This window comes from Bradyrhizobium sp. 215_C5_N1_1 (assembly GCF_052075935.1).
Classification (GTDB): domain Bacteria; phylum Pseudomonadota; class Alphaproteobacteria; order Rhizobiales; family Xanthobacteraceae; genus Bradyrhizobium; species Bradyrhizobium barranii.
The window spans coordinates 7878374-7891311 of sequence record NZ_CP197228.1; the positions used below are offsets into that span (position 1 = coordinate 7878374).

A 12938-nucleotide genomic window follows, 5' to 3' on the forward strand; every position below is an offset into this window, starting at 1 on the left:
GACAGACGATCCATGCGAGAGTTGCGCCGCGGTCAATTTGAACGGGCATCGGCGCTATGGAAGCCAATGCCCGTCCGTCTTGGTTTTGCCTGCCTTAGTGAGCGGCCGCGAGCAAGGTCTGCTGTGGCGGCACATAGCTCAGCATCGTTCCGCCGTTGCCGTCGGCCGCGAGCACGAAGGACGAAGCTGCGTACTGCGCCAGCAGCGCCCAGGAGTAGCTCTGGCCGCCGTCGGTCGTGACCGTCAGATTGTTCGCGCTGTCGACATCGACACTACTGACCACCGTGTTGCGGAAGTCGATGGTGTCGTCAGCGCCGAAATTGGCGATCGCGCCAGACAGGCCCGTCGGCGCGTCGAGCACCAGCGTTGCGCCGTTCGAGCCGCCGAAATCGACGTTCTGGAGCAGGCCGCCAGCGTAGACATGCTCGCTACCGCCGTCGAGATGCGAATTCGCAGCGATGCCGGTTGCGCCGACATCCTGCTCGCCGCCGCCGCTGACGGTGGCGCCGGTCGCCGTGCCCGCCACGAACTGGTAGCCGCCGCTGATCGTGGCACTGCCGTCGGTGGCGCCGGAGTCCACATACTGGAAGCCGCCGGTCTCGATGGTCGTGGCGGTGGTTGCGCCGCCCGAACCGACATATTGCCGCCCGCCGGCATTGATGGTGGTGCCGGTGGCATGGCCGTCCGTGAGCACCTGCTGCTCACCGTCGAGCACGGTGTTGGTGACTGTCCCCTGGGAAACGTCCTGATAGCCGCCCGCCGCAACGGTCGTGCCATCCGCACTGCCGCCCTGATAGACATGCTGGATGCCGCCGCTCTCGACAAGAACCGCGATAGACGTCCCGTAGTCGTACTGAACGCCGCCTGCGCCAACGGTCGCGCTCGTCGTTGACCCGACGATGTACTGCCGGCCACCAGCGATGGTCGCACCGCTGTCGGTGGCGCCGGCGTCGACATACTGGAAGCCGCCGATCGCGATGGTCGTATTGGTGGTCGCGCCACCGGAGCCGACATATTGCCGGCCACCGGCATTGATGACGGTGCCGGCAGCCTGGCCACCGGCAAGCACCTGCTGATTGCCGGCGAGCACGGTGTTGGTGGCCGTCCCCTGGTAGACGTCCTGATAGCCGCCCGCAGCAACGGTGGTGCCGCTGGCACTGCCGCCCTGATAGACGTGTTGGGAGCCGCCGCTCTGGACCATTGCGCCGGTCGCTGTGCCGTAATCGTATTGATTGCCACCCGAGCCGATCGTGGCATTCGCGCTGCTGCCCGTCACATATTGCGTACCGAAGACAGTCGCATCGTGGTCGGCGCCGGCCGTGCTTTGGGTGCCAAGAGCCTCGATGACGGTGCCGTAGGTGCTGCCGTTGACGTAGATGTTCTGGAGTCCGCCCGACTTGATCGTGGTGTGGATCGCCGTGTTGCCGACCGTTTGCGTGCCATAAAGCACCGTGTCCTTGGCGGTCCCCTGGAAGCTCACGAGCTGAGTGGCGCCAGCCTGCACCAGGGTCCCGGTCGCCGTGCCGTATTCGAGCCCTTGGCTCCCACCATTGTATATCGTTGCCCCGGTCGAGGTCCCGCGGACGATTTCGCCCGCGCCAGAGAGAACGATCGCGCCGGTCTCCGCGGCGTTGGAATCCACGGTGAAGAAACTGTCGACAACCACCGCGTTGGCGAGCTGCGTGCTGGAGACAAGCGTATAGTTGCCCCTGATGAGCGTATAGGTCGGCGAGGCGCCGACATTGCCTGCGGCATCCGAGAATCTAGCCACGATCGTCGTCAATCCGTATGGCACGACCTGGCTATTGAACTGCCACGATCCGGTCGCGCTGGAGACGATCACGTCGGTCCCTCCGATCGAGACGGTCACCTGCGCCGGCACGTCGGTCGTCCCCTGCAGGGTGACCTTCGGGTTTGACACCGACGAGTCGGCCGACAAATTGATGCCCGTGATCCCGAGCGATGCGGTCGCATCGACCGTGAAGGTGAACGCCGGGCCGACGCTGCTGTTGCCGTGGGAGTCGGTCGCAGCCGCGACATAGCTGTAAGTGGTGCCGTCCTGCAGGCCGGACACGCCGAGGCTCCACGTGCCGTTCTGGCCGACCGTGGCCGTGCCGACGACTGCGTGAGTCATGGCGTCGGTGACCGAGATGGTGTCGCCGGCATTGCCGGTGCCGGCCAACGTCGTCGCCCCACCATGGAAATGCGCCGCGTTGATGTAATTGTTGCCGTCGGCGCCGAGGGTGACGTCCCCGTCGGTGATGGTCAGAGCCGGCGACGTCCGTACGATCGTGTACGCCGGTCCCGTCTCGCTGGATGAACCGGTCAGCAGGATATCGGTGCCCGAACTTTGAGTGAAAGGATTGGTGCCGAATTGATATCCGACCAGAACGTCGGCCTTGCCGTCGCCGTTCAGGTCACCGGCGCCGATCTGCCCGGCGGTCTTGTCGAGCGGCGAGATCCTCACTTGCCCGAACGTGCCGTCGCCGTGACCGAAGAAGGTCGAGAGCGTGTTGTTGGTTCCGACGACCACGAGATCAGCCACGCCATCGCCGTTGATGTCGGCGACCGCGCCGGATCCGATCGTACCCGCCGCCTGAAGAGTCGTCCCGGACGAGGTGAAAGTGCCGTCGCCGTTGCCGAGCAGGATCGAGATTGTGGCGCTGCTGACGGCCGCCATGTCGAGCTTGCCGTCACCGTTGAAATCGCCGGTGAGGACAGATGTCGCCGTCCCGACCGGGGACGACGGAGCCTGGAACGTGCCGTCACCATTGCCGAAGCTCAGCGCTATTGCCAGATTGGTCGAATTCCTCGTCACGAGGTCGAGCTTGCCGTCTCCATTGAAGTCACCATAGGCGATGGAGCTGACCCCGAGATTCGTGGTGATGGCAGTCCCAAACGTACCGTTGCCATTTCCTGGCAGGACCGTACTGCCGACGACGATGTCGAGCACGCCATCGCCGGTCACGTCGATCACTTTAGGTGTTTGATAGACGCCGCTGCCGGCGGAATAGCTCGTGTTGGCCCCGAACGTGCCGTTACCGTTGCCGAGACGAACAGTCACGGTACCGTCGAGGGTGACCTGTGCGATGTCCAGCTTGCCGTCGCCATTCAGATCGGCAAGCGCCAGCAAGGGCAATAGGCCTGGGCTCGAGGTGTTCGAGGCTGAGGAGAAGTGACCGGTGCCGTCGTTCAGCGCCACGCTGACGTAGCTCGGGTTGACGAAAAAGTTTGTCCCCATCACGACGTCCAGCTTCCCGTCTCCGTTGACGTCGCCGATCGCGAAGGACGTCGGGCTGTTTACGGTCAGCTTCGATTCGGATTGGTACGGTCCGACATAGTAACCATTGGTATCGTGGACGTTGCTTCCCGTGAACTGGAGCGCCACCGAGCCGGAGCCGAATCCGGTATTCACCGTGACCGTATAGCTCGAAAGATTGCTGCCGGCGACCGGTGTCACGTCGGTGATGCCCGCGCCGCCGATGCTGCCACTCGTTGCAAGGCTGAACTGATCAATCGTGACGCCAAGAACAGGCTTCGAGAACGTGACGGTGTAGTGCACCGTTCCGGCGTCGGTCTGGGTCGGATCGGTCGCTGTGATGCTGGTGATGGTCGGAAGATCGGGGATGACGGGCATCTGAATTCCCTGCGGTGGCGCGTGTTGATGCGAGGATTCGAAATGCACACTGGCCCCGGAAAAACCGGCGCCAGGCACATTCGATCGCACGGCAGCAATTCGAAATTGCACGCCGTGCTCTCTACATCTGCGACCCTACAGAGGCTGCTTGTCGGTTATGTTACATGATAACAAAAATAACATAACAGGGAGAGGCTGTGGATAGTCGGCCTCATAGCTCCAGCAGACCGCCGTCCCCATTTTCGTCGGCGAAGGCCAGCAGCGTGCCCTTGGCGTTCCAGGCAATCGCTGCGACCGGAGGGGTGCCATTGCGGCGGACCAGGATCTCGGCGCCGTCCTCGAGCCGCACCATCAGCACGGTGCCGTCGCTGTAACCGGCGGCGAGGATGTCGTTCTTCGGATGGCAGGCGACCACCGACACGCGCGCCTGCAGCGGCGCGAGCATCGCGGGCTCCTTGCCCATCGGGCCGTCCTTGCTGCCGAACGGCCAGATGATGATGGTGTCGGCACCCGAAGTCGCCAACCCTTTGCCGCCCGCGCTCCAGGACATCGAACGGACGCGGCCGGGATAGCCGGTCATGCGCATGTGCCTGTTGTCGGCAAGCCGCCAGCCGTGCAGCGCCGCCTCGTGCATCGTGGTGACCAGGAACTTGTTGTCGGGGCTGAAGGTGACGCCGAGATGCGAGCCGGCCCAGGGCAGGAATTCGGCGGATCCTTCCATGTTCGGAAACCACAGCGTCGCGCCGTTGTAATGCGCGATCGCGAGCCGCAGGCCCTTCGGCGCGAAGGCGAGGCCGCCGACGGTCGAGGGCACCTCGAGCGACTTCTCCTCGGTCTTGCCGCTCTTGACGGTGGCCGTCTTGCCGGCCGACCAGGCATAGGCCCCGTCGGGATGCAGCGCCACCGCGTCGATCCAGCGCCGCTTGGGGTCGGTGGCGAGCAGCGTCACCTCACCCTTGGCGTCGAGCGACACGACCTTGCCGTCGTCGCCGCCCATGATGAGGCGCTTGCCATCGGAGGCGGTCGACAGAATGCCGCCGCCATGCACGGCGACCGTCGTGATCTCGCCCTTGGCGTCGACGAACGCGACATTCTCCTCGCCGCTGACGAAGGCGGCGCGGGGCCCGAGGAAATACACCGAGGTCACGCCCATGCCGAGCGTAACAGGCTTGACGCGATCGGTGACGGAGACGATCGAGGCGGAATCGGGGGCCGGCGTAAATTCTTTCATCACGAGACGATGCAGCTCTCAAAACCCTCGCGAATGGCCTTTTCCGGCAATTCGCGACCGATGAAGACGAGGCGGCTCTCGCGCGGCTCGCCGTCCTTCCACTTCCGCTGGTGGTTGCCCTCCAGCATCATGTGGACGCCCTGGAAGACATAGCGGTCATCATCGTCGTGGAAGGCGAGGATCCCCTTCGAGCGCAGGATCTTGCCGCCCTCGACCTGCACCAGGTTCTGGAGCCAGGGCATGAACACGTTCGGATCGAGCGGCTTGTCGGTCTTGAGCGACAGCGACTGCATGTCCTCGTCGTGATAGTGCTTCAGGCCGTGGCCGTGATCATGGTGGTGATGGTCGTGGCCATGGTGGTGATGATCATGGTCGTGGTCATGATCATCGGCCTCCAGGAAATCCGGCTCGATGTCGAGGATGCGGTCGAGGTCGAAGGCGCCGCGGTCGAGCACGTCCGCCAGGGCGACCGAGCAGCGCTCGGTGCGATGCAGCTTGGCATAGGGGTTGATGGCGCGGATGCGGGCCTCGACCTCGGCAAGCTCCGGCTTGGTGACGAGATCGGTCTTGTTCAGCACGATGACGTCGGCGAACGCGATCTGGTTCTTGGCCTCGGGCGCATCCTTGAGCCGGTCGGACAGCCATTTGGCGTCGGCGACCGTGACGACCGCGTCGAGCCGCGCGTTCTTCTGCACGTCCTCGTCGACGAAGAAGGTCTGGGCGACAGGCGCGGGATCGGCAAGGCCGGTGGTCTCGACGATGATGGCGTCGAACTTGCCCTTGCGCTTCATCAGGCCGTCCATGATGCGCACGAGGTCGCCGCGCACGGTGCAGCAGATGCAGCCGTTGTTCATCTCGAACACTTCCTCATCGGCGCCGATGATGAGATCGTTGTCGATGCCGATCTCGCCGAATTCGTTGACGATGACGGCGTATTTCTTGCCGTGGTTTTCCGACAGGATGCGGTTCAACAGCGTGGTCTTGCCGGCGCCGAGATAGCCGGTCAGCACGGTCACGGGAATTTTTTGGGACGCTTCAGACATGACAACTCCGGGTCGGGCTTTTCCGCGCGACGCGAGGCGGGGTGGCCCCCTGCCCTAGTGGTCAAGCGCGCTGGTCAGGGCCTTTATATTGTGCCTGACCATATCAATGTAAGTGGGTGCAAGCCCCTTTTCGCCGGTCAAACCGTCCGAAATCAGGGTCCCGCCGACCTTGGCCCCGGTCTCGGCCGCGATCCGCCGGATCAGACGGTCATCACTGATGTTTTCCAGGAACACAGCCGGGATCTTTTGGGCCTTGATCTGGCCGATGATGGCGGCGATGTCCCGCGCGCTGGGCTCGGTCTCCGTGGAGACCCCCAAGGGGGCCACGAACTGGACACCGTATTCGGCGGCGAAATAGCCGAAGGCGTCGTGGGTGGAGATCACCTTGCGCCGCTCCGGCGGGATTTTCGCCACGGCCTCCCGCACCTCGCGGTCGAGCGCTTCGAGCTTGTCCAGATAGGCCTTTGCCCGGGCGCGGAAGAACTCGGCGTCGTCAGGGTCGGCCGCGGCCAGCGCATTGGCGATGTCGCTCACATAGATCCTGGCGTTGGGGACGGACTGCCAGGCATGCGGGTCCGCGGCCGAGCCGAGCTTCAGCGGTACGATGCCGGCACTCACGGTGACCACCTGCGCCTTGCTTCCTGCGGACTGCACCAGACGGGGCAGCCAGCCTTCGAGGCCGAGCCCGTTGACGATGACGAGGTTTGCATCCGCAATCCGCTTCGCATCGCTTGGCGCGGGCGTGTAGACGTGGACGTCGCTGTCGGGGCCGACCAGCGTCGTGACGTCGACCCGATCGCCGCCAACGGTCCGGACGAAATCGCCGAGGATCGAGAAGCTCGCGACGACGTTGAGCCGCTCGGCCGCATGCAGCGGCGAGGCGATCAGCAGGAGCACACAAAGCAGGAGACGCCGCATCGTCACGCTTCCAGATGCCGGCCGGGAAACATCTGCCGGACGATACCACCGACGCGGCCGAACAGCACCGAGACGATGTAAAGCACCGTCGCCAGCAGAATGATCGCAGGGCCCGACGGCACGCGGGTCTGGAACGACAGCACAAGGCCCGCATAGCCCGAGACGGCGGCAGCGACGACGGCGATGCAGATCATCACAGTGAGATCGCGCGACCAGAACCGGGCAATGCCCGCCGGCAGGATCATCAGGCCCACCGCGAGCAGCGTGCCCAGCGCCTGAAAGCCATTGACGAGGTTGATCACGACGAGCGCGAGGAAGGCGAGATGCGCGGGACCGCCGGCGCGGCTGACGGTGCGCAGGAACAGGGGATCGACGCTCTCGATCACCAGCGGGCGATAGATCACCGCGAGCACCAGCAGCGTCACCGTGGCGTTGAAGGCCACCACCAGCAGGGTCTGGTCGTCCATCGCGAGAATGTTGCCGAACAGCACGTGCAACAGGTCGATGTTGGTGCCCTTGATCGAGACGATGGTGACGCCCAGCGCCAGCGAGGCCAGATAGAAGGTCGCAAGCGAGGCGTCCTCCTTCAGCCCGGTCGAACGCGCGACCACGCCGGCGAGGATCGCAACCGCAAAGCCTGCAACCAGGCCGCCGGCCGTCATCGCGAACAGATTGAGGCCGGAGAGCAGGAAGCCGACGGCCGCGCCAGGCAGGATCGCATGCGCCATGGCATCGCCGACGAGGCTCATCCGCCGCAGCATCAGGAACACGCCGATCGGCGCGCCCGCCAGCGACAGCGCGATCACGGCGGCGAGCGCGCGCCGCATGAACTCGAATTCGGTGAACGGGCCGATCAGCGCGTCATAGATCATCTGCGATCACGCCGCCCGCGAGTGTCCGTCCTCGGCGCAAGCCGTGGCACTATCGTCAAAAGCCTCGCACATCCGCATCGCGACCAGCAGGTTTTCCGGCGTCAGCACCTCCGCCGTCGGTCCCCAGGCCACGGGGCCGCGCGCCAGCACCAGTGTTTCGGTGAAATGGTTGCGCACCATTTCCATGTCGTGCAGCGCGGCGAGCACGGTGCGGCCTTCGCCGTGCCAGTGCTTCACCAGCGCGAGCAGATCGGCCGTGGTCTTGCTGTCGATGGCGTTGAAGGGCTCGTCGAGCACGATCAGGCGCGCGTCCTGGAGCAGCACGCGCGCGAACAAGATGCGCTGCATCTGCCCGCCCGAGAGCGTGCCGATGGGGCGGTTCTCAAAGCCGTTGAGGCCGACGGAGGCGATCGCGCGCAGGATCTTCTCCCGCGCAGCCTTGCCGATGCCCCCGAACAGGCCCGCGTCGCGCCACAGCCCGGTGCCGACGAAGTCGAACACCGAGATCGGGAAGCTGCGGTCGATCTCCGCGCTCTGCGGCAGATAGGCGATATCGCGGCTATCGAGCCCGCCGAGATGGATGCTGCCGTCGAGCGGCCGGAGGATGCCGACGATGCCGCGCAACAGCGTCGACTTGCCGGCGCCGTTCGGGCCGATCACGGCGACCAGCGCACCGGAGGCGACCTCGCCGTTGAGATGATGCACGGCCGGATGCCGGTCGTAGCCGAGCGTGACATTATGGAAGTGCACGGCCGCCATGGTCACCTCATCGCCAGGAAGACCACGCCCCAGAGCACGGCGCAGACGGCAAGCGCGGCCGCGAGGCGGCCGGCCATGGTCATGCGCAGGATCGACCAAGGCGCGTCCTGGGCCGGATGGGGCGAGGCCGCATCATGGACATGGGCGTGGGTATGGTCGTGCCCATGCGAATGCCCGTCGCCATGAGAATGGTCATGAACGTGGTCGTGGTGATGGGCGTGGGACGCGGCGGGAACCATGCCAGCGACGTTATATTATAACATTACCCCTGTCCACGGCCGGCTCAGGGCTTGCCGATCACCATCGCGATGGCGGCGGCGACGAACGGGAACGGCACCGAGACGGCGCAGCGGAACCAGACGAACCGGGCCGGCATGAACGGGATTTCCCATAAAATCACCCGCTGGAAGGCGAACAGGGCCCAGGCCACGACATAGGCGACCACCTGCGGCACCCCACCGCCCGACTTCAGCGCTACCGTGCCGATGGAAAAGCCGATCACGGGTCCGCCGGGGGTGGCGGCGCCGGCGACCACGGCGGTCGCAACCCCGAGCCAGCCGCTGTCCGGCCCGAGCCAGCCGGTGATCACCTCCTGCGGGATGATGGCGGCGATGTAGCCGGAGCCGATCACTCCGAGCGCAATGCGCGGCACGATGTTGATGAAGTCCATGGAGCCTTCGCGGAGCGAGGCCTTGAACACCGGTGGGCCGCGGCGGAAGGCGATCAGGCCGACGCCGAACACCGAGCCCCACAGCAGGATGTCGATCAGAAGCGCCGCGCTCAAGTCTCGTCGTCCTTCGCGGCCGGCTGCGGATAGATCCGGACATAGACGAAGCGGCCGAGCGCGCCGGCGAGCACCGGCAGCGGCAGCGAGATCAGGATCCGCCACAGTGTGAAGTCGGTGCCCATGATCGGGATTTCCCAGGCCACCGCGCGGCCGTACCCGATCAGGGTCCAGCTCACGACCATGGCGATGGTGGCGCCGAAATCGGCGCCGACAGCGAGCAGCGCGCTCGCCACCGGATAGGCGGTGAAGGGTCCGCCCGGCAGGATCGCGCCGAAGGCGGTGCCGATCAAAAGGCCCATCAGGCCCGATTTCGGCCCGAGCGAGCGCGAGACTTTTTCGTGCGGCAGGATTTCGGAGATGAAGGCCCCGAGCAGGCAGCCCGCCAGCACGCGCGGCAGGATGCCGCCGAACAGCGAGAGGTCGTGCGTGAGAATCTCCAGGACACCGTCTGTGCCATCACGCCGCCAGACCAGGCCCGCGCTCACCGCCACCAGCACCGCGATGATGATGGTCGACCAGCCGATCGGCTTGCGCACACGCCCCGGCCGCGGCTCGGACTCCGCGTCCTCGGCAGGCGCCGGATTGTTCGGGGAAGGCTCTGACAACGGGCTCGGTGGGCTCGAGGGTGATGCCCATCCTGATTAAGGGCGCCGCCCATGCGATGCAAACAGTACGATGATGGGAAGCGATGCGCATCTCGCGCAGGGCCATGCGAAGCAGCAGTCGAATTCCGCACAGCAAAAAGGCGGCCGCGCATGCGACCGCCTCTTCGAGTTCGTCATCCCGGAGCGGCGACGCCGCACCCGGAAAGTGTGATGGCTCAGGCCTTGTCGAACAGGGACTCGACGTATTCCCAGTTCACGAGGTTCTCGACGAAAGCCTTCAGATAGTCCGGACGGCGGTTGCGATAGTCGATGTAGTAGGAGTGCTCCCAGACGTCCACGCCGAGGATCGGGGTAGCGCCGTGCACCAGCGGATTCTCGCCGTTCGGGGTCTTGGCGATCTCGAGCTTGCCGTTCTTGACCTGCAGCCAAGCCCAGCCGGAGCCGAACTGGCCAACGCCGGCCGCCTGGAAGTCCGTCTTGAACTTCTCGAAGCCGCCGAGGTCCTCGTTGATCTTCTTCTCGAGCTTGCCCGGCAGCTTGGTGCCGCCGCCATTGGGCTTCATCCAGCTCCAGAAGTGGATGTGGTTGTAGTGCTGGCCGGCATTGTTGAACACGGCCGGGTTCTTGCCGAACGAGCCCTTGACGATCTCCTCAAGGGACTTGCCTTCCCATTCGGTGCCCTTAAGCGCGTTGTTGCCGTTGGTGACGTAGGCCTGATGATGCTTGTCGTGGTGGAATTCCAGCGTCTCCTTCGACATGAACTGGCCGAGGGCGTCATAGGCGTAAGGGAGTGGGGGCAGCGTAAAGGTCATGGGTTGTTGTCCGCGACTGATGGGGAACTGGCTTAACGGGGACTCTTATAGAAGGTTCCACCGCCGTTAAATACCGCCAATTTGCGAAATTGCGTGATGCGGCCGATTGGCCGGATTGCATAAAATCGACGCATCGTGGGGCGCGCTTCGACAGGCCGTAAAATATCATTGCCTTTGAGGCGCTTATGGCAGAACGAACGCACCACGGCGCGGAGATGCGAAAGAGAAGGCAATGAGCATCGAGATCGACATCCTGAACGGCGACGCTTCGTGGCGGATCGCACAGCCCCTGCTCAGTGCGGTCTGGGGACGCGACGCCGCCGAGAAGCCGTCGTGGAGCCACGTTAAATGGGCCAATGCCGACCTTCGCGTGCTGATCGAGACGCCCGAGGACGGCCTCGTCTGCCACGTCGGCATCTACTTCCGTACCGTCACCTGGAATGGACAGAAGGTTCACATCGGCGGCATCGGCGGGGTCTGCACCCGCGAGGACCGGCGCGGCCGCGGCTACGCGACCATGGCGATCGACGCAGCCATCCACACCATGCGCGCCAACGAGGCGGTCCGTTTCGGGCTGCTGTTCTCCGAATCGAACAATTTTGCGTTCTACGAGGCCCGCAGCTGGCTGCCCTTCAAGGGCGAGGTCTATTGCGAGCAGCCGGAGGGTCGGATCCGCTTCGACTACATGGCGCCCTACGTCTTCAACATCGTCCGCGCGCCGACGCTGGGCACCATCGACCTATGCGGCCTGCCCTGGTGAGCCCTGCGTGAGGGGAGGACTGGCGCGAAGATGCTGCGCCCGATAAGATGTCGATCGTCATCCAATATTCCGCCCGGTGAACATGACGATCGACGCCTCCGCAGACGCCGCGCCGCCACGTGCACCGGTCGCTTCCCCCATTGCGAGCCTGCTGACGGCGCCGATCCTGCCGACACTGCTGCGGCTCGCGATCCCCAACATGATCGCGATGGTCGGCAGCACGCTGGTTGCGATTGCCGAGACCTCCTATATCGGCCGGCTCGGCACCATTCCGCTGGCGGCGATCGCGCTAGTGTTTCCGTTCGCGATGCTGACGCAGATGATGAGCGCGGGCGCAATGGGCGGTGGCGTTTCGTCCGCGATCAGCCGCGCGCTCGGCGCAGGCGATCGTGACCGCGCCGCGACGCTGGCGCTGCATGCCGCCATCATCGGCCTCTGCGGCGGGCTGTTCTTCACGGTGATGATGCTAGCTTTCGGCCGCAGCTTCTTCACGCTGCTCGGCGGACGCGAGCGCGTGCTCGAGGAAGCCAGCGGCTATTCGCAAATGCTGTTCTCCGGCGCGGTCGCGATCTGGCTCGTCAACACGCTGGCCTCGGTGATCCGCGGCACCGGCGACATGCGCCTGCCTTCAATGACGCTGATCGGGGCGAGCGCGCTCCAGATCGCGCTCGGCGGCACGCTGGGGCTCGGCCTGTTCGGCGTGAAGCAATTCGGCATGCCCGGTGTCGCCGCCGGCCAGCTGATCGCCTTCACCTGCGCGGCGATCTTCTTCCTCTGGTATCTCCTGTCCGGCCGCAGCCGGCTGCCGCTGAAGGTCCGCGCCTTCCATTTCGAACGCGCGATGTTCCTGGACATCCTCAAGGTCGGCGCGGTCGCCTGTCTGTCGCCGCTCCAGACCGTGCTCACGATTCTGATCTTCACAAAAATCCTCGCGACCTTCGGCACCGAGATGCTGGCCGGCTACGGCATCGGCTCGCGGCTGGAATTCCTGCTGATCCCGATCACCTTCGCCTTCGGCATCGCCTCGGTGCCGATGGTCGGCATGGCGATGGGCGCCGGACATGTGAAACGCGCGCGGCGTGTCGCCTGGACCGCAGCCGCGGCTTCGGGATTGACCGTCGGCCTGATCGGCCTCGTCATCGCGCTTGATCCGGCGCTGTGGGTATCGCTCTTCACCGGGGATCCCGGCGTCGCCGCGGCGGCGCACAGCTATTTCCACTGGGCCGGCCCGGCCTTCGCGTTCTTCGGCATGGGCGTGTCGCTGTACTTCTCCTCGCAAGGCGCGGCGCGCGTCGGCGGTCCGGTGCTGGCTTCCACGGCGAGGCTGCTGATCGTCGCGATCGGCGGCGTCGGTCTAATGACTGCGCAGGCGCCGGCCTGGACCTTGTTCGCACTGGTCGGCGGCGCCATGGTCGTGTTCGGACTTTCGACCGCAGCCTCGGTCGCCTTCGCCCGCTGGGGCAAATGAGCGCAGGCAAATAAGCGGGCAGATAAACGCAGGAATGTGATTCCAT

At 65.0% G+C, this 12938-nt stretch carries 12 protein-coding genes; 2 read left to right on the top strand and 10 right to left on the bottom strand.

The features are described 5' to 3' along the window. Positions 1–94: 94 nt before the first annotated feature. The 10 genes from AB7G19_RS37725 to AB7G19_RS37770 form a co-directional block, all read right to left on the bottom strand. Positions 95–3637: an FG-GAP-like repeat-containing protein gene (locus AB7G19_RS37725; protein WP_135214790.1), complete on the bottom strand. Its 3543-nt coding sequence runs from the start codon at positions 3635–3637 to the stop codon at positions 95–97. Between the two features lie 211 nt (positions 3638–3848). Continuing rightward, positions 3849–4868 (bottom strand): WD40 repeat domain-containing protein, encoded by a 1020-nt coding sequence (locus AB7G19_RS37730; protein ID WP_085398987.1) that lies wholly within the window; start codon positions 4866–4868, stop codon positions 3849–3851. Continuing rightward, a complete protein-coding gene (locus tag AB7G19_RS37735; protein WP_014491771.1) occupies positions 4868–5911 on the bottom strand; it encodes a CobW family GTP-binding protein in 1044 nt (347 codons plus the stop codon). Before AB7G19_RS37735 ends, AB7G19_RS37730 begins: the two co-directional genes overlap by 1 nt. 54 nt (positions 5912–5965) lie before the next feature. Further along, the gene (locus tag AB7G19_RS37740; RefSeq protein ID WP_085398986.1) at positions 5966–6829 is read right to left on the bottom strand and encodes a metal ABC transporter solute-binding protein, Zn/Mn family; all 864 of its coding nucleotides are present in this window, start codon (positions 6827–6829) and stop codon (positions 5966–5968) included. A 2-nt stretch (positions 6830–6831) separates the two neighbouring features. Beyond that, on the bottom strand, positions 6832–7701 hold the full coding sequence (locus AB7G19_RS37745) for a metal ABC transporter permease (protein WP_085398985.1): 870 nt from the start codon (positions 7699–7701) through the stop codon (positions 6832–6834). A 6-nt stretch (positions 7702–7707) separates the two neighbouring features. After that, complete coding sequence (locus tag AB7G19_RS37750; protein ID WP_071909401.1) at positions 7708–8460, bottom strand: metal ABC transporter ATP-binding protein; 753 nt, start codon at positions 8458–8460, stop codon at positions 7708–7710. Between the two features lie 2 nt (positions 8461–8462). Continuing rightward, positions 8463–8699: a hypothetical protein gene (locus AB7G19_RS37755; RefSeq protein WP_085398984.1), complete on the bottom strand. Its 237-nt coding sequence runs from the start codon at positions 8697–8699 to the stop codon at positions 8463–8465. Between the two features lie 44 nt (positions 8700–8743). Then, on the bottom strand, positions 8744–9244 hold the full coding sequence (locus AB7G19_RS37760; RefSeq protein ID WP_008138982.1) for a hypothetical protein: 501 nt from the start codon (positions 9242–9244) through the stop codon (positions 8744–8746). Beyond that, entirely contained in the window at positions 9241–9852 is a 612-nt protein-coding gene (locus tag AB7G19_RS37765; protein WP_085398983.1) for a permease, read from the bottom strand. The genes AB7G19_RS37760 and AB7G19_RS37765 overlap by 4 nt, the downstream gene beginning before the upstream one ends. Positions 9853–10067: 215 nt before the next feature. Continuing rightward, on the bottom strand, positions 10068–10664 hold the full coding sequence (locus tag AB7G19_RS37770; RefSeq protein WP_063985730.1) for a superoxide dismutase: 597 nt from the start codon (positions 10662–10664) through the stop codon (positions 10068–10070). Between the two features lie 232 nt (positions 10665–10896). On the opposite strand from AB7G19_RS37770, the gene AB7G19_RS37775 reads away from it, so the two are divergent. Together AB7G19_RS37775 and AB7G19_RS37780 are read left to right on the top strand one after the other, a co-directional pair. Next, positions 10897–11424: a GNAT family N-acetyltransferase gene (locus tag AB7G19_RS37775; protein ID WP_063985731.1), complete on the top strand. Its 528-nt coding sequence runs from the start codon at positions 10897–10899 to the stop codon at positions 11422–11424. An 82-nt stretch (positions 11425–11506) separates the two neighbouring features. Further along, a complete protein-coding gene (locus AB7G19_RS37780) occupies positions 11507–12892 on the top strand; it encodes an MATE family efflux transporter (RefSeq protein ID WP_085398982.1) in 1386 nt (461 codons plus the stop codon). The last annotated feature ends 46 nt before the right edge of the window (positions 12893–12938 follow it).